The sequence below is a fragment of the Paenibacillus terrigena DSM 21567 genome (genome assembly GCF_000374845.1).
In the GTDB taxonomy this organism is placed as follows: Bacteria; Bacillota; Bacilli; order Paenibacillales; family Paenibacillaceae; genus Paenibacillus_K; species Paenibacillus_K terrigena.
Genome location: NZ_KB895413.1, coordinates 446,203 through 471,241 on the forward strand (window position 1 = coordinate 446,203; position 25,039 = coordinate 471,241).

15 protein-coding genes are annotated in these 25,039 nt (G+C 47.2%); 13 read left to right on the plus strand and 2 right to left on the minus strand.

Annotated features, from left to right (window positions below; genetic code table 11):
• The first annotated feature begins 166 nt into the window (after positions 1-166).
• From C558_RS0106255 to C558_RS0106295, 9 genes are all read left to right on the plus strand, one after another.
• Entirely contained in the window at positions 167-1,675 is a 1,509-nt protein-coding gene (locus C558_RS0106255; RefSeq protein WP_018755392.1) for an N-acetylmuramoyl-L-alanine amidase family protein, read from the plus strand.
• A 179-nt stretch (positions 1,676-1,854) separates the two neighbouring features.
• Positions 1,855-3,360, plus strand: coding sequence for an N-acetylmuramoyl-L-alanine amidase family protein (locus tag C558_RS0106260; protein WP_018755393.1), 1,506 nt, complete (start codon positions 1,855-1,857; stop codon positions 3,358-3,360).
• A 15-nt stretch (positions 3,361-3,375) separates the two neighbouring features.
• Complete coding sequence (locus C558_RS0106265; RefSeq protein WP_018755394.1) at positions 3,376-3,891, plus strand: GerMN domain-containing protein; 516 nt, start codon at positions 3,376-3,378, stop codon at positions 3,889-3,891.
• A gap of 88 nt (positions 3,892-3,979) precedes the next feature.
• Positions 3,980-6,823 (plus strand): S-layer homology domain-containing protein, encoded by a 2,844-nt coding sequence (locus C558_RS0106270; RefSeq protein WP_018755395.1) that lies wholly within the window; start codon positions 3,980-3,982, stop codon positions 6,821-6,823.
• Between the two features lie 98 nt (positions 6,824-6,921).
• Positions 6,922-7,587 (plus strand): endonuclease III, encoded by a 666-nt coding sequence (gene nth / locus C558_RS0106275; RefSeq protein ID WP_018755396.1) that lies wholly within the window; start codon positions 6,922-6,924, stop codon positions 7,585-7,587.
• A gap of 30 nt (positions 7,588-7,617) precedes the next feature.
• Positions 7,618-7,890, plus strand: a complete 273-nt coding sequence (locus C558_RS0106280; protein ID WP_018755397.1) for a hypothetical protein — start codon at positions 7,618-7,620, stop codon at positions 7,888-7,890.
• 79 nt (positions 7,891-7,969) lie between these two features.
• Entirely contained in the window at positions 7,970-11,656 is a 3,687-nt protein-coding gene (locus tag C558_RS30510; protein ID WP_018755398.1) for a dynamin family protein, read from the plus strand.
• A 259-nt stretch (positions 11,657-11,915) separates the two neighbouring features.
• On the plus strand, positions 11,916-13,688 hold the full coding sequence (locus C558_RS0106290; protein ID WP_018755399.1) for an ABC transporter ATP-binding protein: 1,773 nt from the start codon (positions 11,916-11,918) through the stop codon (positions 13,686-13,688).
• Positions 13,685-15,523, plus strand: coding sequence for an ABC transporter ATP-binding protein (locus tag C558_RS0106295; protein WP_018755400.1), 1,839 nt, complete (start codon positions 13,685-13,687; stop codon positions 15,521-15,523). Before C558_RS0106290 ends, C558_RS0106295 begins: the two co-directional genes overlap by 4 nt.
• Positions 15,524-15,590: 67 nt before the next feature.
• Here C558_RS0106295 and C558_RS0106300 read toward each other — a convergent pair whose 3' ends face one another.
• Entirely contained in the window at positions 15,591-16,466 is an 876-nt protein-coding gene (locus tag C558_RS0106300; RefSeq protein ID WP_026263759.1) for a helix-turn-helix domain-containing protein, read from the minus strand.
• A gap of 144 nt (positions 16,467-16,610) precedes the next feature.
• Here C558_RS0106300 and C558_RS30515 point away from each other — a divergent pair, with 144 nt between their 5' ends.
• Entirely contained in the window at positions 16,611-17,984 is a 1,374-nt protein-coding gene (locus C558_RS30515; RefSeq protein WP_018755402.1) for an MATE family efflux transporter, read from the plus strand.
• A gap of 80 nt (positions 17,985-18,064) precedes the next feature.
• Positions 18,065-21,364 (plus strand): DEAD/DEAH box helicase, encoded by a 3,300-nt coding sequence (locus C558_RS0106310; protein ID WP_026263760.1) that lies wholly within the window; start codon positions 18,065-18,067, stop codon positions 21,362-21,364.
• A gap of 65 nt (positions 21,365-21,429) precedes the next feature.
• Here C558_RS0106310 and C558_RS0106315 read toward each other — a convergent pair whose 3' ends face one another.
• Positions 21,430-22,605, minus strand: coding sequence for an FAD-dependent monooxygenase (locus C558_RS0106315; protein ID WP_018755404.1), 1,176 nt, complete (start codon positions 22,603-22,605; stop codon positions 21,430-21,432).
• Between the two features lie 92 nt (positions 22,606-22,697).
• Between C558_RS0106315 and purT the strand changes: the two genes are divergently transcribed.
• Both purT and C558_RS0106330 read left to right on the plus strand, forming a co-directional pair.
• Positions 22,698-23,876 carry a formate-dependent phosphoribosylglycinamide formyltransferase gene (purT, locus tag C558_RS0106320; RefSeq protein WP_018755405.1) on the plus strand — a complete coding sequence of 393 codons (1,179 nt, stop codon included), beginning with the start codon at positions 22,698-22,700 and terminating at the stop codon, positions 23,874-23,876.
• 345 nt (positions 23,877-24,221) lie between these two features.
• On the plus strand, positions 24,222-25,037 hold the full coding sequence (locus C558_RS0106330; protein WP_018755407.1) for a GDSL-type esterase/lipase family protein: 816 nt from the start codon (positions 24,222-24,224) through the stop codon (positions 25,035-25,037).
• Positions 25,038-25,039: the final 2 nt, after the last annotated feature.

Sequence of the window (25,039 nt, forward strand, 5' to 3'; positions counted from 1 at the left end):
TCAATCCTTTCACAATTAGAGGGTTGAAGCTCTATTTTTTTTGTTTTATATTTACTATAACGCGCAACTTTTGTAAAGTTTTGGATGTCTATTCTTGTGAGAAGGTGTCATGTCTTATCATTTTTGTGTTGATAGAATATAAATCTATGAAGATCAGGAGAATCGGATGAGAAAAATAGGCGCTATCGTATTGTTCTGTTGGATGTTGTTCTTGTTGCCGAGTATGATGCATGCGGAAGCGGGGTTGCAGTTATATCTCAATGGAGAGTCTGTCTCGCCGTCTGCAGAAGCGCAAATGATTAAGGGGTCAACCATGATCCCGATCCGGGTTGTCGTCGAAGAGCTTGGCTTCCAGGTAGATTGGAATAAGAAGACGCGCATGGCCTCTATACATAATGATAAGAAGACGATTCAGCTCGTCGTTGATCAGAAATGGGCGACAGTGAACGATAAGAAAATCACACTGGATATGCCGCCGTCACTCAAAAAGGATACGACGCTTGTTCCGCTCCGTTTTGTCGGAGAACAGATGGGTCTCGTCGTCAATTGGGAAAATGAGAGTAAATCGGTTTTTTTATTTTCCTCCGACTTTAGTTCCGATGTGACGCAGCCCACGCCACCGACAACATTGCCAGAGCCAGATCAGGGCGGTGTAGTAGATCCTGCAAATTCAGGAGCATCGAGTGACAAGGATTTATCTGAAGAGGTGAAGATGGGTGAACTCACAGACGTACAGTCTGTCACATTCGAGGATAACCGTCTTATTATCGGCGTCAGTAAAGGCAGTTTACTACCTAAGCAGGAACGGTTGACGAATCCGGATCGTGTTGTCATTGATCTACCGAACGCGAAATTTGCAGATTCGTACTTCAAAAGCGCTACTTTTGGCATGAACGGACAAGGAGAAATCCAAGTGCCAAATCATGCCGTTGTCAGTAAAATCCGTTTCTCGCTCTTCTCCAACAATCCATCGACCGTGCGGATCGTGCTGGATTTGAACCAAAACCAAAATTTTAGTCTATATACCGCGAATGATCCCAACACAATCATCGTTGATTTTAATCAAGCGAATGTTGACGTAGGGACAAACCCAGGTGCGGGACAGCCTGTTACTCCACCGCAATCAGGCAAATATATCGTCGTCATAGATGCAGGGCATGGCGGTAATGATCCGGGTACGAGCAGCCCGAACAACCGACGCGAGAAAGATTTCAATCTACCAGTAGCCCTTAAAGTCGCAGATTTATTCCGTGATGACCCGAATGTTCAAATTATTCTGACGAGATCAGACGATACATATCCAACACTGACTGATCGTGTAGCGTTAGCGAAGCAGGTTCAGGCGAACTTATTTGTGTCTATTCATGGGAATAGTATAGAGAACAAACCTACAATATCCGGGACAGAAACCTATTTTACGCGAGAGGATGCCAGTAAAGCATTCGCACAAGTCATGCATGCCAAGCTGGTTCAAGCGACACAGCTTCCTGATCGCGGTGTACGCCAGAAGAGCTTGCATGTGACGCGTGAGACGACTATGCCAGCCGTGTTGTTAGAGGTTGGGTACTTATCGAATCTCTCGGATGAGGCGGCGTTATTTTCGGAAGAGTTCCAAAATCGCGTTGCGCAATCGATTAAAGACGGGATAAATGTTTATCTAGGATTTCAAGCATAATTCGATTTGATAGATTATGGAAGAGCTTCAATTCCTTTGGAGATAAAGGGTTGGGGCTCATTTTTTTGTTGAGTTACCGCAACTTTTGTCGACAAATGGACGTCTAATTATTTGTTAGGTGTCGAGGCGTTCGATACCGTTGTTCACGCAAGTAAATCTATGAAAAGCAGGGGTGAAGGATGAAGAAAATTGGTACGTTGGTGTTTTTTTGTTTGATGTTGTTCATGTTACCGAGTTTAAGTCATGCGAGTGCGGGATTGCATTTGTATCTCAATGGTGTGTCACTCTCTCCGTCCGCAGAAGCGCAGATGATTAAGAGTACGACGATGATTCCAATTCGTGTAGTCGTTGAGGAACTTGGCTTCCAGGTTGACTGGAATAAGAAGACGCGCACGGTAACCATACATAATGACAAGAAGACGATAGAACTCGTAGTGTCCCAGAAATGGGCAACAGTCAATGGCAAGAAAGTAAACCTTGATGTAGCTCCAATCATTAAGTCAGATACAACGCTCGTTCCCCTTCGTTTCGTTGGTGAGACGATGGGACTTGTTGTAGATTGGGAGAATGAGACCAAGTCGGTATACCTCTTCACATCGGATTTTGGATCTGAAGTAACGCAGCCGAAGCCGCCGGTAACACAGCCGGACCCAGATCAAGGCGGTTCGACAGGTACAGGCAAAGATGAAGGAAATAATTCTTCGAACAATGGCAACGCAGGCAATGATTCAAAAGTGGACTTGTCCGAAATCCAGACGATGTCCTTTGAAGATAACCGATTGATTATTGGGGTGAGTAAAGGGGATCTGAAGCCAACGCAACAACGGTTGACCGGTCCTAATCGTATCGTCGTCGATATTCCGAATTCAAAGTTCTCGGATACCTTCTCGAAGACGCAGAATTTCGCCTCGAGTGGACAAGCTGAATTCATTGTTCAGGATCATCCTGTTGTTGAGAAAATCCGTTATTCGCAATATAGCGATAACCCAGCCACAGTTCGGGTCGTCATTGATATGAAACAAAGTCAAAACTTCTCCGTATATACAACGAAGGATCCTAACACCGTTGTCGTTGATCTGAATGGCAGCAGTCCGGACCCGGGAAAGGACAATGGAACGGGAACGCTCCCGCCGCACTCTGGCAAATATATCGTTGTGATTGATGCAGGGCATGGTGCGAAGGATCCTGGAGCGATCAGCCTTAATAAGCGGAATGAGAAGGATTTCAATCTGGCACAGGCGCTGAAGGTGGCAGAAGTGTTCAAGAACGATCCTGACGTAGAGGTCATTCTTACGCGTACGGACGATACGTTCTTGGAACTTAAAGAGCGTGTTGCATTTGCGAAGCAGCATCAAGCGAACTTATTTGTTTCCATTCATGCGAACAGTATTAACAAGTCATCGATCAGTGGTACGGAGACGTATTACTCCAGAGATGATGAGAGCAAGGCATTCGCGCAAGTGATGCACAACAACCTTGTAAAAGGCACCGAACTCCCGGATCGAGGCGTTCGCAAACAAAGTCTGCATGTAACACGTGAGACCAATATGCCGGCATGTTTGTTAGAGGTAGGTTACTTAACGAATCAAACCGATGAATCGGCTCTCTACCAGGAAGATTTCCAGTATCGTGTGGCCCAATCCATTAAAGATGGGATTAAACAATATTTGGGATTAAAGTCCTAATACGAGGTGAGAATTTTGAAGAAAACGATTCTAGTACTTAGCACACTATTATTAACGATAGCCATTGCGGCTGGATGCGGACAGAAATCTGCCGATCCACAGCCGGGAGATCAGACGGAGGTTGTGCAGCCAGCTGAGCAGACATTGAAAATTCAATCATTCTATACGGATGATCAGATCTTGAATCTCGTACCGAAGGACACGGAAATCAAGTTCAGCGATGCGAAAGCTAAGTATCTGGCTGCATTGAAGACGTTGCAACAGACGGATGACGAGAAGCTGATTGCATTGTGGGATAAATCCGAATTCCTATCTGCAACGCTGAAAGATGATGGTGCATTAACCGTTGATGTGAAAATTCCAGAAGATGCGCATTTGGGTGCATCAGGAGAAGATTTGGCACTTCAATCGCTGCTCAAGACGAGCTTTCAGTTCGATGAAGTGAAAACAGTGGATATTCTTGTTGATGGAAAATCTGTCGATTCTTTGATGGGTCATGTCGAATTAGAACATCCTTTTAGCAGAAATTAAGAGAAAGAAGCAGGATCTTCCTGCTTCTTTGTTGAATTTATTATACTTAGCATTTTTTAATAGGTTACATAGAGAGAGGAGTCACATCATGTCTAAAAAGTTCGTCACATTGTTTCTATCAGCGGTTCTCGTATTCGGTGCGGCAGGAAGTGCATACGCAGCGGTGACACCGGCTAATGGAAATTCATCTACTTCGACAACGAATAGCAAAGATAATTCGACATCAGATGCGAATAAAGGGAACACAGGAAATACAAATAACACAAGTAATACTGGAAATACAGGAACTACAAACGGATCTTCAACCAATACATCCGTAGGCAGCGGCAGTGCCCTGTTTAGCGATGTCAAGAGTGGGTTCTGGGCAGAAAAGCATATTACGAAGCTTGCGCTAGAGAAGATTCTTCTTGGAAATAACGGCAAATTCAGACCAAACGATCCGGTTACGCAGCAAGAAGCGGTCACGATGGCGATTCGTTATATGAATCTAGAGAAGGATTTGGATGCGACTTCGTCTGTAGCGTTCCAGAGCGGATTCGTAGTGGACAACTACTTCAAACCGTATGTCGCGCTTGCGTTCTCCAAAGGTCTTCTTGATAAAAATGAAGAAATGACACCTGCAGGTTCCAAAGAGGCATGGGGCTCGAAAAAAGCTTCACGCGAATGGATCACGAAAATTCTCGTTCGCGCATTGAACAAACAGGCTGAGGCAAAGGTTGCGATGAATAAAGCAACGACATTCGCAGATAACAGCAAAATCTCCCCTTCCATGCTCGGCTATATTAATGTAGCCCTTGATTTGAAGCTCACAACGGGGATGGAAGGTAATAAATTCAACCCAGCAGGGAATGTAACGCGTGCGCAATTGGCTACGTTCTTCAGTCGTGGGGATCAACATACGAATATCAAATATGACAATGTCTATCAGGGTGTCATTACGAGCTTGTCGGATTCCGAGCTTAGCTTGTATGGTGAGGATGGCAAGATTCATAACTTTACGTTAAAAGGAACTTCTTATTACACAGCTGATTCTGAGACATCCGTACCTGCAACGACCGTACAAGCCTATACGAAAGTGAAAGTGATTGATACCCAAGGTACAGCAGGCTATGTTGAAGTGATCGATTCGAAGATTCAACTGGAGTCCGTAGAGGGCAAATTCCAACGTCTGCATAGCACAGGTACGAAATTTACAGTTCTGAGCAATGATGATTATGTTACGTATGATTTTGATGCAGGCACAGCATTCTTAGATCAGAATGGCAAAGCGATGTCTGCGAAGGATCTTGCGCCAGACAGTACGTTAGATATTAAGCGTGAGACGTTCTCCGGTCAGAAGAAAGTTGTTCTTGTTCAAGTGAAATCTGCACCCGTGAATAAGACGGGTGCAGGTACTGTGACGTCGATCGATGTTGCGAAACAGACATTCAAAGTAAGAGATGCATCCAACGTGGAAGAGACCTTGACACTCTCGCCGGATGCCATGCTGCTCTATCAAGATCAACGTCTGAAAAGTCTAGCTGAATTGAAAGTGAATGACGTCATTTCCTATGTCGTGAAGAATGGTCAAGTGACGCAGCTTGAAGTGAAACAGACCAGTGCGAGAACCGTACGTGGTACATTAATCAACATCAGCACAGCGAATAAGCTGGTGACTTATGTGAAGGAAGGGACTTCCCGTCCGGAAGTGAATCTCCTCGCAGACAAAGTTGAAGTTGTAGTTGACGGCATCAAGACACCGACGATTGCAGATTTGATCGCGGATGATACGAATGGCGACGTGATTGAAATGACCATTACACCAGATGACCGTATCTCGAAAATCCAAGTGGTTGGTCGTAAAATGGAACAGCTGCAGGAATTAACGGTAGCTGGATACAATACCAAATTGCAATTGTTGACGGTAACGAATGCGAAAGGTAAAGCCTTCTCCTTCTACGCGACAGAGACGACGAAATTTGACTTTGGAACAGGGAATGTTACGCTCAAAGATCTTGAAGCACAGCTTCCAGAGAAGACGAAAGTCAATCTGACCGTTCTTGGCGATAAAATTCTAACGTTGCAAAAAGTGTATAAATATGATGGGAAATTACTCAGCTTGGATTCATGGAAACAGACGTTAACGCTTATGACGGATGCGGGTCAGACGATCACATTGCCATATGATAGCTCAGCCGTTGTATTCGTCTATGGTAAGAGCACTGGCACATCGTTATCGGATGTGAAAGTTGGCGATATGATCTCGGCACAACTTCGCACAACGCAAGATAAAGTCGGCCGTATCTCTATTAAATCGCAAGCGCAATTCGAAGTCTATTCGGTTGATGCAAGCAGAAATATGCTCAAAATTAAATCCAGCACGGGATATATCGAACAGGTGAATGATGGTGTATCACTGCTCGATGAGAACGGTACAGCGCTCAAAGCATCGGATTTTGCTCCGGGCCAAATCGTAAATGTGAATTTTTCAGGAAATGTTCCTGAATTGGTTCGCAAAGTAACACTCACTTATGGTAAAGTGGAATCTATTGATGCTGCGAACTCCAAGATTACGCTGAAAGACTTCTCCGGTCAGAAGAAAGAAATGAAGCTGACAGCGAGCTATCAGATTATTCGCAATCAAGCGATCAGTACGAACATCAATAGCTTATCGACATCAGATCGTGTCGAAGTGCGTCTTGATGCGGATGGAAATACGGTTGTGCGTGTCTTAGATACGTTAAGCCGCAAATTCGCTCGCTACACCGCTTCTACGAATGAAATTTATGTACAACGCGCGTCACTTTCGGATAATAACTATAAATTCAATTTTGTGACGAATGTTTATGTTCATAAAGGGGATTCCCTATTAAATCTGCAGTCCTTGACTGATGCAGATCAAATTCTACTCGTCTTCAACAATAATCAGGTCATCGAGATTGAGAAATTGTAGGAAATTAAATTACCTTTAGGCTGCATCTGAATGACCGTCTTGATGTGGTAGCCCCGCGTCAAGGCGGTTTTATGTTCAAGTAGAGGGGAGAATGAGACATGAATAACGCGACCGTGAGGCATATTTTGGATACCATTGGTGAAATGTTCCCTGATGCGCATTGTGAATTGAATCATTCAAATCCGTTCGAATTAGTGATTGCTGTATTGTTGTCAGCCCAGTGTACCGATGAAACGGTGAATAAGGTGACTGTGAATTTGTTCCAGAAATATCGGAAGCCTGAAGATTATATCGCGGTGCCGATCGAGGAATTAGAGCAAGATATTCGCCGCATTGGATTATTTCGCAGCAAAGCAAAACACATTCAACACTTGTGCATGATGCTATTAGAGCGTTATAATGGCGAAGTGCCCAAAGCGCATGATAAGCTTGTGGAGCTCCCAGGTGTGGGTCGAAAGACAGCGAATGTCGTCATGTCGAATGCATTTGGTGTTCCGGCGATCGCTGTCGATACGCATGTTGAACGTGTATCGAAACGACTTGGCCTTGCGAATTGGAAGGATTCCGTGCTTGAAGTGGAGAAAAAATTGATGCGACGTGTGCCCGAGGAAGAATGGACGCTCACGCATCATAGAATCATATTTTTCGGTCGATATCACTGCAAAGCGCAGAACCCGAAATGTGAAAGTTGTCCGTTGCTCAGCATTTGCCGTGAAGGCAAAAAACGTATGAAACCTATCCAAGTAAGGAAAGATAAGGATTAAAGCAATCTAACAAAGAAGAGGATGAATGACATGAAATGCATCTCAGTGTACACGGACAATTTCGAATTGTTCTCTGACATCTACGAGACCGTAATGGGGACGAACTTACAAGAAAACGAAGAGACTGAAATTGAAGGCGTAACGGTGAGTGATTCGGGAAGCGTGCCTGAAAATTACCTTGAGAAAATGAAAGCAAAGCCTGAAGTTGTCGTGATGAAAGTCAAAGCGGGCAATATTACGATTCTACAACATGGAAAAGTTTTTGAAATCTTTATTCCAGAAGAACAAAATATGGTACACTAGAAACCGAAATCTTACGGAAAATTCAGGGAAACCGAATGCCGTGAGATTCGGTTTTATTTTTTTGTCGGGGAGAATAGCGATGCGTGTACTTACTACTAACGAACTACAAAATGTTTACAAGTTAAGTCTAGAGCCGCTCGCAGCGCAGCTAGCAGAAGCGGGCGATGAGGTTCATGCAGGGAAAATGAAGGACCTGATGGAGAAGTGGGGACAGGCACAATTTACGATTGCGTTCTGTGGGCATTTCTCGGCAGGGAAATCGAGTCTGATTAACCGAATCTGCGGGAAACGTATTCTACCTTCGAGTCCGATACCGACAAGCGCCAACTTGGTGCGGATTCACAATGGCCAGCCACAAGCGATAATTACGAAGATGCCGACGAACCCAGGCGCAGTAGGGGAGAAAATCTCTGTACCTCTCAATGATCTGGAAGCGTACTGCGTGAACGGGGTAGAATTTGAATCCGTTGATCTTTATGAGCAAATTGCAATCCTTGGCGAACGTGGGACGTTGCTCGATACGCCTGGTGTGGATTCAACAGATGATGCGCACCGGATGTCGACGGAGTCGGCACTGCATCTGGCTGACGTTGTATTCTATGTCATGGATTATAATCATGTTCAATCCGAAATTAATTTTACGTTCGCGAAGCAATTGGCGGATTGGGGTAAGCCGATCTATCTGATCGTGAATCAAATTGACAAGCATCGAGAACGGGAACTGTCCTTCGATGCGTACCGTACGGGGGTGGAGCAGGCTTTTGCGGCATGGAACATTAAGCCGGCGGGTATTCTCTATCTGTCTCTGAAGCATCCAGAACATCCTCACGATGAGTGGGAGAAGCTAAACTGGTTGATGGGTGCCTTGATGACACGTCAGGAGGCATTGCGAGAGCATAGTATTGTAGGTTCTGCGGCACAAGTCGTTGAAGCACATTTGCGACTTTATGCTTCGCAGCAGGAGCCGAAGAGACAGGAATTGATGGATCGAATGGGCGGGTCCGAACAGGCATCTCGACTTGCAGAGGAGCTCGCAGCATTAGAGGCGGAAGAGCAGCGGTTAGCGGGTGAAGCAAGCCGCGTTCAAGCACAATTCAGGGACGATCTGAATCGTCTATTGGATCAGGCGAACATTATCCCTGCTCAGACGCGCGATCTGGCGGATACGTATCTGCAATGTCGTAAACCTGGCTTCAAGGTCGGATTCTTGTTTACGGCGGGGAAGACGATCGAAGAGCAGACACGGCGCTTAAAGGCGCTGTATGATCATTTCATGGAGCAGGTTACTGCCCATGTTGATTGGCATGTGGGGGATTTGCTGCGGAAGCTATCGGATCTATCCGGTGTGCCGGAAGCGGACTGGGCGTCGACGTTCGCACAGCTATCGCAGGAAATGACACCGGCGTGGCTTGCAGCCCGTGTCAGCGAGGGTGCCTCGTTCACGAATGAATATACAATGAATTATTCGAAGCAGATCAGCACAGACGCCAAGGCGCTCTATCGCAAGCAGGCGCTAGCGATTGCGGATGATTTGCTCGAGCAGCTGCGCCGAGGGCTGGAGGCGCAGGCTGCTGTTGTTCGCGAGCAGCATATGCAGCTGCTCGCCCGCTCGGCTGCGCTCGCAGAGCTGCGCAGCCTCGAGCACAGCGAGCGCACGCACGCGGAGCGCCTGCGTGCGCTTGGCGCGGCGCCGCAGGGCGCAGCCACATCCGGCATGCTGCCGGATGTGGCGCAGGCGCCTGCGCGCAGCAGCGCCGACGCGGCCGCAGCTGCGCAGGGCGCCGCTAGCGCTGCGGCACAGGCCGCGCCAGCGCCAGCGCAGCGCGCCACAGCGGCGCAGGGCGCGCCTGTGGCGGCGCCCGCGGCCAGCGCCGCGGCCCGCGCACGCGAGCACGCGCGCCAAGCGGCAGCGCGGCTGCGCAGCGCGAAGGCGCTGCTCGCGCCCTACCCCGCGATGAAATCGCTCGGGGCAGGGCTTGCGCGCAAAGCGGAGCGGCTCGAGGATAGCCGCTTCACGATCGCGCTGTTCGGCGCGTTTAGCGCAGGGAAGTCCTCCTTTGCCAATGCCCTCATTGGCGAGGACGTCCTGCCGGTATCGCCGAACCCGACGACGGCTGCCATCAATCAGTTGATGGCACCAACTGAAGACTTTCCGCATGGGACCGCGGAGATTATCATGAAGACCCGTGAAGCGATGCTCGAGGATATCGCCTTCTCGTTATCCATGCTGGGTCTTGAGATGCCGTCCGAAGGCCGCCTGCTGGAGACCATCCGCAGCCTGAAGCCGGAGCAGGTGCAGCCTGCGGGCCGTCCGCATTACAGCTTCCTGAAGGCTGTGGCCAAAGGTTGGGTTGCTTCGGAATCACTTCTCGGACAGAGCTTCCAAGCGGATCTGCCGCGTTATCGCGCTTATGTCGCAGAGGAAGATAAATCCTGTTTTGTGAGCGTAATTCATCTGCATTACAGCTGTCCGCTAACCGATCAAGGGATCGTCTTAGTGGATACACCGGGAGCGGATTCGATCAATGCGCGTCATACAGGTGTGTCGTTTAATTATATAAAGAACGCGGACGCGATTCTTTTTGTTACCTATTATAATCATGCATTCTCCCAAGCGGATCGGCAGTTCTTACAACAGCTTGGACGAGTGAAAGATGCATTTGAGCTTGATAAAATGTTCTTTATTGTAAATGCAGCGGATTTAGCGGGTTCTGATGACGAATTGCAGGGAGTATTAACTTATGTTGAGAACCAACTTTTGGAATATGGCATTCGGTTCCCAAGGTTATACCCTGTCTCTAGCCTTCAAGCCCTTGACGCGAAATTGAACAGCGATGAACCGGGATATATCGCATCGGGCCTACCTGCATTCGAGCAAGAATTTATTCGGTTTACGATTGAGGAGCTGGGACAATTGGCGATTCAATCGGGTGAGCAAGATCTAGTCCGAGCAGAGCGGATGATTCGTCAATGGATCGATGCAGCACAAGCGGATGAGCAAGAGAAGCAGCGCCAGCTTGCAGAGCTCCAACTTAGCGAACAGCAAGCGGGACAACATTGCGCCGGGTTACAACGACAAGCTGCAGTCGATGCGCCGCTGCTGACCAAGGAAACGCAGGAGCTGCTCTATTACGTGAAGCAACGGATTCGCTATCGGTTCAGTGATTTGTTTAATTATGCATTCAACCCGGCAACGCTGCGGAGTGACAGTCAGGATCTGAAGCTCGCGCTGAAGAGCTGCGTCCTCGAAATCCATCGACTGATCGCGTTGGAGCTGTCTCAAGAGCTGCTTGCAACGACGATCCGGATTGAGCAAGCTGCGTTAAAAATGGCTGCACGCCATGCCGAACAAGCGATCCAAGACGTTCAGGCCGTGCTTCCGTCCTTCGAGATGGGCGCGTTACTGTCACCACAGAGTTCTCCACCCGTTGTGGATGAGAACTTGCGTTCACCGGAAGTGGATTTCAGAGAAATCTGGTCCATTTTCAAAAACCCGAAGTCATTCTTCGAAGGGGAAGGCAAAGCGCGTCTTCGCCAAGTGATGGAATCGGCCTATGTGGATTCAATTCAAGCAGCTGTTCAGGAACATGAGCGTGGATTCGTCACCCATTACTCGGCATTCTCGGAACAAGTCCTTGAGCATTATGCAGCGCAAATGCATGATGCAGCAGCAGAGCAATGCGAAGGGATTCGAAGCTCGTTAGTCCAACAGACGGATACTGAAAGCCTTGAGGAGCTTATACGAGCTCTTCGAACGGCATCATGATTTTAACCCAATTTTCAAAATGTCAAAGCCTCGTACAAAGCGTGTATTTGTACGGGGTTTTGTGTTTTTATGAATTGAATGTGCCAAAGAAAGCGATGTATTTGGATGATTTAAGAGAACATCGTACATTTGTTCCTTAATTCGCCATCACAATCTGGTTACAGGGATTAAATGACCTCAGATGCTCTTTGAAGTGATCTGTGCATGATGTTAAACTGCATGAAGTTAAAGAAGTTTTAACGAAAAAAGGAGAGAGAGAATGGACGTTTTCAGGAGACTTAAAACTTTTTACTGGCCGGAAAGACGTTTTCTCGGGTTATCGATTCTTTGCTTGGTTGTAGCAACGGCGTTAGGTCTGGTGTACCCCAACTTGCTGCGGATCATGATTGATGATGTGATCGGGAAAGAGAATTATGGCATCGTGTTACCGTTATCCCTGACTGTGCTGGTTGTCGTGAGCATCAAAGGATGCTTGCAATTTCTACACGGTTACTTCGGGGGTCGACTAGGCAATCGAGTTGCCTATTCCATCCGAAATGCTTGTTATGAGAAACTGCAGTATTTATCTTACCAGTACTATAACACGGCGAAGACAGGCGACTTGATGTCACGTCTTACAGCCGATTTAGAAGCGCTGCGGAACTTTGTAGGTTTCGGATTTGCGCAGATTCTGAACATGATCTTGATGGTCTTGTTCGGTACGATTATGATGGTGTCGATTAACTGGCAGCTTACTCTGATCACGATGGTATGTATTCCGCTACTCGTCTTCACGGCCATTCGGTTCGAGAAGAAGATTCATCCCGCTTTCCGCGAGATGCGCCAAGCGATGAGTCAACTGACAACAGCGGTACAAGAGAATATTACAGGTGTTCGGACGGTGAAGTCGTTCGCTCGTGAAGCACATGAAGTCGATAAGTTCGGTACGAAAAATGAACTGTACAAAGCGAATCAAATTCGCACTGCGATGCTCTGGGGAACCTACTTCCCTGTGATGGAAATTCTCGCTTGTATGAGTGTCGTCATCTTGTTAGGGTTTGGTGGCGTACAGGTAATCCAGAAAAGCTTGACACTTGGTGAGCTGGTTGCATTCTTCAGTATGATTTGGTACATTATCGGACCGATGTGGGGGATTGGATACCATATCAACAACTACACGCAATCCAAGGCATCTGGTGAACGGATTCTCGAATTGCTCGATCATACGGTGGATGTGAAGAACAGCGAAGATGCGATTCAATTGCATCCTGATCAAGTCAAAGGGCATGTCCGCTTTGAGAACGTTTCCTTCGGCTACGGCAATGCGCCGCATGCGGTACACAATATCTCGCTAGATGCGTCGCCTGGCAAAATTATCGGTCTACTCGGCGGTACGGGCGCAGGGAAATCGACGATCATCTCGCTCATTATGCGAGCTTATGATGTGCAAGAAGGTCGAGTAACACTTGATGGTGTCGAACTACGTGATCTAGAAATCGAGAGCTTGCGCAGTCAAATTGCAACCGTATTCCAAGAAACATTCCTGTTCTCAGCGACCATCCGCAGCAACATCGCTTACGGGCTTCGTGATGTGACCGAAGAGCAAATCGAACGTGCCGCAAGACTTGCCAAGGCACATGAATTTATTACTGAACTTCCTGAAGGCTACGACACGGTTGTTGGCGAACGGGGGATGGGACTTTCAGGCGGTCAGAAGCAGCGGATTGCTATTGCGCGTGCGATCCTGATCAATCCGAAGATTTTGATTCTTGACGATGCGACAAGCGCCGTTGATATGGAGACAGAGCATGAGATTCAAGCTGGTTTCCGTGAAGTCATGCAAGGCAGAACGACATTTATTATCGCGCATCGGATTTCCTCGTTACGTCATGCGGATGAGATCCTCGTCTTGGATCAAGGTCACGTCGTACAACGTGGTGGTCATGAAGAATTGATTGCAAAATCGGGTCCTTACCGAGACGTCTATGATATACAGTATGCGGATCGCGCCGAACTTGAAGCGATTGCATTAGGGAAGCAGGTGATATCATGAGTGTACAGGCGGAGAAAGCACAAACGAAGCGAGGCGTGAATCAGCGATTCATCTATCAAGATGATGACCAGATCGAGAAGTCATTTAACTGGACGCAGTTCACGAGATTATTCGCTTTTATGAAACCGTATGCGAAGCAAATGCTTCCGGTCATTATCGTGATGATGATTCTAGGAACCATTACACGACTTGCCGTACCGCTCTTGATCAGTCTCGCGATTGATAAAGCGATAACACCACAAATCGGTATCGATAATCCGACTTATTCTTTGCTCTATACTTACACCGGTGTTGTGCTCGTGCTCTATATTATCCAATGGGCAGCGAATACGTACCGCATTAAATTTACGAACATTATCGGACAGCGTGTCATTTATGACCTACGTTCAGCATTGTTCAAGCATATACAGAAATTATCGTTCCGTTTCTATGACACAAGACCTGCGGGCTCCGTACTTGTACGGATTACGAATGACGTCAACTCGCTGCAAGATTTGTTCACGAACGGGGTCGTCAACTCGATGATCGATTGTGTACAGCTAGCTGGGATTATTGTCATCTTGTTGTTCCTGAACTGGAAGCTGGCGATCGCTGTTATGATTACGGTTCCGCTCATGTTCATCGTCTCGACGAAGCTGCGGAAGAAAATCCGTATGGCGTGGCAGGATGTTCGTGTGAAGCAATCACGTATTAACTCACACTTGAACGAAGCCATTCAAGGGATTCGTGTAACTCAAGCGTATACACAAGAGAAAGAAAACATCAGCTTCTTCACAGAAATGAATACTGTTAACCGCAAATCTTGGGACAGAGCTTCGGCGATGAACCAGACGTTCGGTCCTGTCATTGAGATCACTGGTGCGATCGGAACGTTCATCTTGTTCTTCTACGGGGCGTATCTTCTAAAGTCAGAAGCGATGACTGTAGGTTTGCTCGTAGCCTTCGCGAACTACGTCGGGAACTTCTGGGATCCGATTAACCGTCTTGGACAATTGTATTCGCAGCTGCTTGTTGCGATGGCTTCTTCGGAGCGGATCTTCGAATATTTGGACGAAGTACCGAATGTTGCGGAAGGCAAGGAAGCGAAGGAGTTACCGCCAATTCGCGGGGATGTGAATTTCAAGAACATTGTATTCGAATATGAGAAAGGCCGTCATGCCTTGAAAGGGATCTCCCTCGATGTCACAGCAGGTCAATCGATCGCTCTCGTCGGTCATACCGGTTCGGGTAAGAGTACGATCATCAACCTGTTAAGTCGGTTCTATGATCCGGTTGAGGGGCAAATTCTCGTGGACGGCATCGATATTCGCGATGTCACGATCGAGAGTCTACGCTCGCAAATCGGGATTGTGATGCAGGATACGTTTATTTTCTCCGGCTCGATCCGGGATAATATTCGATTCGGACGGTTGGATGCGACGGATGAGGAAGTAGAAGCAGCAGCTAAAGCCGTCAACGCACATGAATTCATTACGAACATGCCTGACGGTTATGATACGCAAGTTGAGGAACGTGGGAATGTCCTCTCCATGGGACAACGTCAGCTCTTGTCCTTCGCACGGGCTTTGCTAGCGAATCCACGTATTCTTATTCTGGATGAAGCGACTGCAAGTATCGATACTGAGACCGAAGTGAAAATTCAAGAAGCGCTGAAGACATTGCTGCAAGGACGTACATCCTTCATTATCGCGCACCGTCTCTCCACGATTCGTCATGCGGATCATATCGTTGTACTAGATCACGGTAGAATCCAAGAGCAAGGTACACATGAATCGTTAATGACGCAGCGGGGAACGTATTTCGGATTGATTGAAGCACAATATCGCTTCTTATAATTCATTGCTTCAACTTGACGCTTACCGCCCTTACAAGGGACGGTGAGCGTTTTTTTGTTGTGATGTCCTAAGATCGAAATCGCTGCCGATATTTGCTAGGTGAGATGCCTTCTAGCTTTGTGAAGCAGGAGGTGAAGTAAGCGCCTTGATTGAAACCGACTTCTTCTGCGACTCTCGCGATGGAGTCATCCGTCTGCAAGAGCAGCAGCTTGGATTGTTCGATGCGGTAGCGCTGCAAATACTCCGTAGGTGAGCAGCCGAATTGCCGATGCATACAACGAGCGATATAGACAGGATGGAAATTCGTATCCTCACCGAGCCTGGCTGCCGAGATCTCCTCACGATAATGCTGCCTTAGGTAAGCGGCGGCAAGCTCTGCACAGTGCGTTGAAGTATTCGATCCCTGTGCTTTCATGGAAGCATAGAGGTGCTGAAGCAATTCTTGAAATACGACCTGCTGCTGCCAACGAACCTGCTGTGAATCAAGCCCTTGATCTAATGCAATCAATTGTTCGATCATGCCAAAAACTTTACTCGGTTGATCGAGTAAGGTAAATTGCGGCAAATATAGGTCAAAAGTACGGGTAAGAAATTTGGATACGGGTTTTCTGGAGTTTTCGTCCGTGACCGGATCCATATGCTGCTGCTGCAAAAGTGACCAAGGCCCGTCCGTCTGGAAATGCAGCCAGTAATAATCCGTGGCTACGTCACACGCAGCTGTAGCGTAATGATAACGGTCAGGCAGAAGAATGAGTGCATGATCTTTGCGTACCTCGAATGTCTCTTGCTCCTCTCCCATATACAAGCATCCGCTTTTAATAACGAGTAGGTCAAATACTTGGATATTCGAGCGGCTCGGGTGCTTCTGGCCTTTCAATAGGGTATGTGGTCCGCTTATTATATAATGTGGCAGCGGCGGGGCAGTAAATTTAAGCATAGGCATCGGATCCCCTTTTTCGAGTCAGTTGCTAGGTTTGAAATTTATAAATATGCGTTGGTATCTTAATATTCAATCCACAGTATACCATTTATAATTTAGACGATCTATCATGTGCAAGATGAACATCAGGAGGTTTGTATTATCGATATGGAAGATAAGAAATTTACATTGTGGGTGTTAGCTTGGCCTATATTTATTGAGGTTTTCTTGCAGTTTCTGCTGGGTACGGCAGACACGTTAATGGTGAGTCGGATATCGGACGATGCTGTTGCCGTTGTCGGCTTTTCCAATCAATTATTTAATGCGCTCATGATTCTGTTCACGACGATTGCGAGCGGTGCTGGGATTCTCATAGCTCAGAAAATCGGCTCAAGGCAACAAGAGCATGCACGCACCATCGGCATGATGGCCCTGAATGTCGGGACTGTGATAGGGCTGCTGCTTAGCCTGCTGCTTATTTTCTTTCCAGTTCCGATTGCAAGAATGCTCCAAATGCCTGAACCATTGCTGCCGCTAGGGAAAATCTATATCTCCATCGTTGGCGGGGGGATGGTCCTGACGGCGATCATGTCGACGTTAAGTACGGTCATTCGCAGTATGGGGAATACGAAAGGCCCAATGTTCACGGCCATTGGGATGAATGTTGTTCATATCTTTTTTAACTATGCGTTCATATTCGGCGCGTTCGGCTTCCCACAATGGGGGTTAACCGGAGTTGCGATCTCCACCTTGCTGAGCCGTATATTGGGCACGATATTGCTGTTCATGATGTTCTTGAATGCGTTTGAACGGCGGGTAAATTGGCGGGATATATGGAGTTTCGATTCGAAGCTGTTCAAGGATGTCATGCGAATTGCTTGGCCGTTAGGCGTGAATATGGCAAGTTGGGTATTCTCGCAGCTCATTATTTTTTCCTTTATTTCGATGCTGGGTCCTAAAGAAATGGCAGCACGAACCTATATGAACACCCTTGAGTCATTCTGCTTCTTGCTTGGTTCCTCCGTCGCGATGGCATTGCAAATTCAAGTTGCACATCTGTTTGGTGGTAAACGTACGGATGAGGCCTATCGGAGTGCGTACCGGGCACTGGGAATCGGGCTTGTACTCGTAACGGTGAATGCGTTCATTATTTATTTGTTCGGGCGACAATTTCTTGGCATTTTCACAACCGATCATGAAATTATTGCGCTTGGCGCATCGCTTCTTGGACTGAACCTGATCTTGCAGCCAGGCAAAATGATGAATATGGCGATGGGGAACTCGCTGAATGCAGTGGGTGATTCGAGGTATACGATGACGATTGCGATCCTCTCCATGTGGTCGATTGCGACAGGATTATCTTATGCGCTCGGCGTACATCTTGGATGGGGACTTATCGGAATTTATTGTTGTATGATCACAGATGAGTATTTGCGAGGCATTCTGGTACTGTTTCGTTGGAAAGGACAGAAGAAACTACGTAATGCGGAACGGCCGGATCCTGTTCCACGTACGAAACGTATGCAATCGGAAGTGTTATAAGGCTTGCGCAGATGATAGAATAAGAGAAATGTAAATCTTATCAATGCGAGGAACTTATGAATCAAATGAATCGAACAAAGATGACAAGTGAACTAATTATGGAGTTATGCGGGACGGCGTCATGGAAGCGGGGACAGGATGATTATGAAGCAGGGCGTGTCCAGCAGCTCACTTACCATGCTGAGATTATGAGTTATGAAGCCATCGTCTCTGGCAAAGCGAAATACCATGTACAAATCCAGCTGGATCCATTCGGAGATATGGAGGCTGCGTGCGAATGTGCTGCATTCCAAAAGTATTATACCAACTGTCAACATATCGCGGCGGTAATGTTCGGCATGATGGCCTCTGAGCAGAACGGGGGAATGATCGACAATAGAGCAAATGACAGTCGGAATTCTATTCCGTCGCAAGGGCAGCTTATCCAGCAGAGGGATTTGCAAGGGAAGCGTCTACTGACGGATCAATTTCTAGCATTATTTGATTCACAGGAGCGGAAGGATTCGAACATCATGCCGCTTGAGATGCTGCAAGTTGAATTTGTATGTCATGCGATAACAGATCCTTTGCGGCCGTCGATTGTAACCCTTCAAATGCGGATGGGTCCCAAGAAGCTGTATGCGGTGCAGACGATCAGGGAGTTCCTGAGACATCATGATGAAGGAGAACCTTTGGAGTTTTCTCGCATGTTCACGTACGATCCAGCACAGCATTTCTTTCATGAACACGATCAAGCCGTCATTCAAATTTTAATGGAAATCGAACGGAATGAACGAATTTACCGAGACAGCTGGGGTGTTGAGCCTGCGTTGACTTCTTATGATCAGGAGCGGGAACTAATCGTTCCGCCCCATCTGTGGGAGCAATTACTGCCTAAACTAGTGGATGCCGGAGCGATGTATGAACAGAACCATGTTAAGAAGGGTCAGCTCAACCTCGCGCAACCGGATGAACGACTACCGATGACGTTTCTGTTTCAAGATGGGGCTTCGAAGGGGTATTATTTGAATGCACTAGGGATAGATCAACTCCTGGTGCTTGCGCCTTATGGATATGCCGTCATGGATGGAAAATGGTACGCCCTCAGGGATAGAGACGTGCAGCAGCTTGCGAGATTGCAACAGGTGATTCAGCACGAATCCACACTTCTCATATTGAAGGACCAAATGGGTTCGTTCATGGAACGCGTACTGCCATTTTTGGATCACGTAGGCACTGTGCAGATTGAGGAGGGAATGAAGGACAAGCTCCAATACATCCCTCTGCAAGCAAAAATGTATTTGGATCGCAGCGCAGAAGATCAGTTGATTGTGCGTGCGGAATTTGTCTACGGCAGTCAGGTCATTGCACAGAAAACAGGCGAATCAAAATCTGCCATAGGCTCAGACGTCATTTTGTTACGCGATTCGGACAAAGAACGTTTGATCACGGCCTTAATCGAAAGTATTCCGGCGAAGCCATATCGGCAGGGATATTTGTTCGAGCATGAAGAAGATACGTACAACTTCTTGTATCATGTACTTCCTGAGCTTGAACGTTATTGTGAGATCTATGCGACAACCGCGGTGCAGGAAGTCATGTACACACCAAGTCGCTCTACAGCAGGTCCGCGAACAACTGTGAGCATAAAAGGGGAAGGGTCGTGGCTTGAAGTTGGGTTCCAAATGGATAATGTGGATCGGGAGGAAATACAGCTTCTGGTGCAAGCAATTATAGAGAAGAAGAAGTATTATCGTCTGCGCAAGGGAATGTTCGTGAATTTGGATCAAGAGGCATTCCTTGAAGCAGGTCGTCTACTTGATCAATTGGGCGTTACCACAGCCGATGTCCGCGGACCTCAAATTGCGCTGCCAGTCTTACGCGGATTGCGATTACACAATGAAGAAGAATACCAGGGTGTTCGATTCGGCAAGGAATTTCGTAACTTTGTGGACCAACTCCGGCATCCAGAAAGGCTGGAATTTGAAATTCCAACGGGACTTGCTGCGACGCTCCGTGATTATCAGCACGATGGATTCCAGTGGATGAAGACGCTAGATATGTATCAATTTGGAGGGATTCTTGCGGATGATATGGGTCTTGGGAAGACGCTACAGAGCATCACCTTCATGTTATCTGAACAAGAGCAGGAGGAGGCGTTGCGGCGACCGATCTTAATCGTATGTCCAGCGTCCCTCGTCTATAATTGGGAACGAGAATGCAAGAAGTTCGCACCGAGTCTGCGTGTATCCGTCGTTGTTGGTGACAAAGAGGAGCGTGGAGCGCAGATTGATGCGTTGAACTCCGATCTGATCGTAAATGGTGGTCAGCGTCCTGATGTACTCATTACTTCGTACCCGCTCTTGCGTCGTGATATCGATCAATACGAGCAGCATACGTTCAGGGCTCTTTTCCTTGACGAAGCTCAAGCGATTAAGAATCATGCGTCATTGACATCGAAGACCGTACGGCAGTTGAAGGCGCAGCAAAGATTCGCATTAACAGGTACGCCGATTGAGAATTCGCTTGAAGAATTATGGTCGATATTTGATGCGGTTTTCCCGGAATTATTCGGTTATAAGCAAAAGTTTCAAGAGCTTGCAACGGAGCAAGTTGCGCTAATGGTTCGACCATTTATCTTGCGTAGGATGAAGCGGGACGTTCTAACTGAACTGCCAGAGAAAATTGAGACGCTGCAGGTCACAGAGTTGTCTGCGGAACAGAAGAAATTGTATACGGCTTATTTGGAGAAGCTGCGCAAGCAGACGAAGCAAGACATGCAACAGGAAGGCTTCCAGAAGAATCGGATGAAAATATTAGCCGGTCTAACGCGGCTCCGGCAATTATGCTGCCATCCGGCGTTATTCGTCGAGGATTACGAAGGTTCATCGAGCAAAATGGAGCAGCTTTTCGATATTATTGAGGAATGTCTTGGCAGCGGCCGCAGAATGCTCATTTTCTCGCAATTTACAGGAATGCTCGATCTGATCAACGACATGTTAGGCCGAATGGGATTATCTTGCTTTTATTTGGCGGGCGATACGCCCGTGGAAGAGAGGCTGGACATGTGCAATCGATTCAATGACGGTGAACATGACATCTTCTTGATTTCGCTCAAAGCAGGGGGGACCGGACTCAATCTGACAGGCGCAGATACGGTGATTTTGTATGACTTGTGGTGGAATCCTGCCGTCGAACAGCAAGCGACTGACCGAGCTCATCGTATGGGTCAGAAGAATGTGGTCCAAGTGATTCGCCTCGTATCGCAAGGCACGGTTGAAGAGAAGATGTATGAATTGCAGCAGAAGAAGAAAGATCTCATCGACGAAGTGATCACGACTGGCGAAGGTTCAGTTTCTTCTTTAACCGAAGATGATATTCGTGAATTATTGATGATATAGCATTATGTAGCCCCCTCCTATCTTAGTGAGATAAGCGGGGGCTATTCGTTGTTAACTAGCACGAATCAATCATTAAAGTCTACCCGGTAGATGAACTCGAGCTGTTTGTTGTTGAAGGAAGCGGGAACCATGGGCATAACGAAATTGCGCACGGACGTAATGAATTCGTTTTCAATTTGTGCTACAACACCAAGCATTCGTGATATGCGGGTGATCTTGTTCACACGCTTCATACGTAATAGTTCGAACCGTCTCAGCGCTTGCTCTACGGTTGACTGACGCCCTATTTCTTTGGCTAGTATGACAGCATCTTCGATGGCTTGGCACGCCCCTTGGCCTAAATTTGGTGTTGCAGCATGCGCTGCATCCCCGATCAGAGCAATTCGCCCTTTCGTAAATTGAGGCATCGGCTGTAAGTCCATGATCGGCTGATAAGAGACTTGATTCGGGTCGCTGGCCCGCAGGACGTCGATCACACTTGAATGATACCCTTTAAAATGTTCAATTAACTCATCTAATGTCTCGATTGCCTTTTTGCCTATAGGATCGTTGATACAAATGAACCAATAAGCTCTGCCACCCGAGAGCGGCACAGTCCCTATACGACCGGCTGGTCCCCATATCTCTGTAGCATACGTATCATCAATCCCGTCTGGTAATTGTGATATGACGCCTGTCCAACAGCTGTACCCTGCCGAACGTATACGGGAAGTCGGGAATAATTGACTTCGAATCGCAGAATGGATGCCGTCAGCGCCAATGACAGCGTCTGCTTCGGCTGTTGTACCATCCTGAAAGCGTAGTATGGCTTTATGATGGTTTTGTTCAATTCCAATACATTTTTTCTCATATATGATCGTATTCTTCGGATCGTCGATTTTACTTCGCAGCAATTCAAGCAGCTCCGATCGTAAGATGGAGATGTATTGCGCTTCATTCGAAGGCAGCAATGCGAAATTCGTTGTGTTCAGTTTGCGGCCTTTGGCGGAAATGAATTGTATTGAAGAAAGAGCACGTCCCTGCTGCATGAATGCGCTTTTAAGATTAAGTTTATCAAGGGCTTGAATGGCGTTTGAGCCGATACCGAGCCCTGCGCCTGGAACGAAATTCGGATCCTGGGCATCGTAGATAGTGGCTTGTATTCCTTGCTGCTGGAGCGCAATCGCGGTGCTTAACCCTGCAATGCCGCCGCCAGCAATGACGATGGATGGTTTTATGCTGATCGCCCACTTTCTTGTCAACGAAAATCTATAATTCTATCATATCATGAACTTGCAATTTTGGGGCATTCGAAGCACAATGGAGAATATTACGGTGTGGAGGTTCAGGAACAATGCTATCATCGCCTTATTCGAAATCCGCTACAAGAATGTTATTGCTCGGCTCAGGTGAGCTCGGCAAGGAAGTGATTATTGAAGCTCAACGTCTCGGGGTGGAGACGATTGCTGTGGATCGTTATGCGCATGCACCCGCCATGCATGTCGCGCACCGCAGTTATGTTGTGAATATGCTGGATGGCGAAGAAATTCGCCGCATTATCGAAGCCGAGAAGCCAGATTTTATCGTCCCGGAGATTGAAGCGATCGCCACGGCAACATTAGTGGAGCTAGAGCAAGAAGGATATCGTGTCATTCCTACAGCGAATGCAACGCGTCTGACGATGGATCGGGAAGGGATTCGTCGATTGGCAGCGGAAACGCTGCAGTTGCCTACTGCGAAATATGAATTCGCAGATAGCCTTGCTGAGCTACAAGAAGCTGTGGCTAAGATTGGAACGCCATGTGTGATCAAACCGCTCATGAGCTCCTCCGGCAAAGGGCAGAGCGTCTGCAGAACGCCAGAAGATGTGGAAGCTTGCTGGAATCTTGCCATGGAAGGCGGACGCGCGAAGAAAACCCGCGTTATCATCGAAGAATTTATAGCATTTGAATCGGAAATTACGTTACTGACGGTTCGTTCTGTATCGGGAACAACCTATTGTCAGCCGATTGGGCATATTCAGAAGGATGGCGACTATGTCGAGTCATGGCAGCCGCATGCGATGACACCGGAAATGATCGCAGAAGCACAGCAGGTTGCGAAGACGATCACGGATGCGCTTGGCGGGTATGGATTATATGGTGTTGAATTGTTCGTCACGAAGAATGGCATCGTATTTAGTGAAGTATCGCCGAGACCTCATGATACGGGTCTTGTTACGCTTGTGACCCAAGATCTCTCAGAGTTCGCACTGCATGTGCGTGCTATTCTTGGGTTTCCAATTCCTTCGATTCGCCTTCTAACGCCAGGCGCGTCAGCCACTGTAAAAGCAGATCGTGAATCGGATACGTTTTCTTTGCATGGTGTTGAAGAGGCGCTAGCGGGTGTGAATACGCAAGTCCGGCTTTTTGGCAAGCCGCAGACGAAGGTTGGTCGCCGGATGGCTGTCGCGCTTAGCTCGGCAGAGGATGTTGAGACAGCACGGATACAAGCGAAGGCATCAGCGAGCAAAATAGAAGTAAAGTATGAATAATTAGTTATTTGCGATTAGAGGAGCGATCTCAAGAAGAAACAGTGCTTGGATGGCTCTTTTTCTTTTGCAAAACGGGAATGTATGTTCTATACTAAAAACCCAGACCTTTATTCTTCAGCAGAATTTGCAAAATGCTGAAATAACGATTATTTTTAAATTCAAGTGCGTGTTCAAAAAGTCGGCTTTTCAGCACCGAGAAGGTTGCGAGAATCCGAAGAAGGAGGAACGCAAGATTCGATGTCGAATACGCTCCATGAAATACTTCGTGATCAAAAGAGGACTTTTTGAACAACCTCTTAAGAGATGGAATAGTTTAGTGTTCATTGATGTGCTAGGAGGGATAAGATGAAATCGAATCGGATTTGGCGGTTGACGGCCATTACCGGTGTTGTATCAACTTTGCTATTAATGGTTGGATTTGGTTATGGTGTGAATGATATCCTGAACCCTAGGGGCGTCACGATGACAGATGAGGTGGCCCCGAAGCCGCAAACGCCAACAACATCTGATTTATCACAGAAATCCACGATTCAAGTCACCTCGATCGGGGATTCCTTGACACGCGGCACGGGTGATTCAACAGGGAATGGCTACGTTCGCAATGTTATCAAAATGCTCGGGGATAAATGGAATAAGCCTGTAAAATTGCTTAATAATCTAGGTATCAATGGACTGCGTGCGGATGAACTTGTACATAAATTGCAAGAGAAGGGCTTTAAGAATGCCATCATGGAATCGGATCTTATTTTGCTTACGATTGGCGGGAATGATCTGTTCAGTGGTGCAGTTGAGGGAGACTTTTCCTCTGAGTCCTTTGAGCTTGACAAGATGCTGGAGAAGGTCGATGACAGTGCGAAAGATTTGAAAACGATTCTGCTACAAATATCAGAACTAAATCCGAATGCCCGAATTGTCTATGTTGGATTATACAATCCATTAGCCGATATGAAAGATATGCGCCAAATTGGGAACACGGTTGTACAACGATGGAACAATCTCGCGTATGCGACGATTAATAAACATCCGAATATGACATTAGTACCGACAGCGGATCTGTTCCAGAGCACGCTCTCCCAGGTGATTTCATCAGATCACTTCCATCCCAATGCGCTCGGATACGAACAAATTGCTACACGAATCGTACAAGGCATTGCGCCGTGAGG

What these genes read in the sequence shown, in the direction of transcription:
- C558_RS0106255 (WP_018755392.1), top strand. Translation starts at nt 167, where the DNA reads ATGAGAAAAATAGGCGCTATCGTATTGTTCTGTTGGATGTTGTTCTTG.
- C558_RS0106260 (WP_018755393.1), top strand. Translation starts at nt 1,855, where the DNA reads ATGAAGAAAATTGGTACGTTGGTGTTTTTTTGTTTGATGTTGTTCATG.
- C558_RS0106270 (WP_018755395.1), top strand. Translation starts at nt 3,980, where the DNA reads ATGTCTAAAAAGTTCGTCACATTGTTTCTATCAGCGGTTCTCGTATTC.
- nth (WP_018755396.1), top strand. Translation starts at nt 6,922, where the DNA reads ATGAATAACGCGACCGTGAGGCATATTTTGGATACCATTGGTGAAATG.
- C558_RS0106280 (WP_018755397.1), top strand. Translation starts at nt 7,618, where the DNA reads ATGAAATGCATCTCAGTGTACACGGACAATTTCGAATTGTTCTCTGAC.
- C558_RS30510 (WP_018755398.1), top strand. Translation starts at nt 7,970, where the DNA reads ATGCGTGTACTTACTACTAACGAACTACAAAATGTTTACAAGTTAAGT.
- C558_RS0106290 (WP_018755399.1), top strand. Translation starts at nt 11,916, where the DNA reads ATGGACGTTTTCAGGAGACTTAAAACTTTTTACTGGCCGGAAAGACGT.
- C558_RS0106295 (WP_018755400.1), top strand. Translation starts at nt 13,685, where the DNA reads ATGAGTGTACAGGCGGAGAAAGCACAAACGAAGCGAGGCGTGAATCAG.
- C558_RS0106300 (WP_026263759.1), bottom strand. Translation starts at nt 16,466, where the DNA reads ATGCCTATGCTTAAATTTACTGCCCCGCCGCTGCCACATTATATAATA.
- C558_RS30515 (WP_018755402.1), top strand. Translation starts at nt 16,611, where the DNA reads ATGGAAGATAAGAAATTTACATTGTGGGTGTTAGCTTGGCCTATATTT.
- C558_RS0106310 (WP_026263760.1), top strand. Translation starts at nt 18,065, where the DNA reads ATGACAAGTGAACTAATTATGGAGTTATGCGGGACGGCGTCATGGAAG.
- purT (WP_018755405.1), top strand. Translation starts at nt 22,698, where the DNA reads ATGCTATCATCGCCTTATTCGAAATCCGCTACAAGAATGTTATTGCTC.
- C558_RS0106330 (WP_018755407.1), top strand. Translation starts at nt 24,222, where the DNA reads ATGAAATCGAATCGGATTTGGCGGTTGACGGCCATTACCGGTGTTGTA.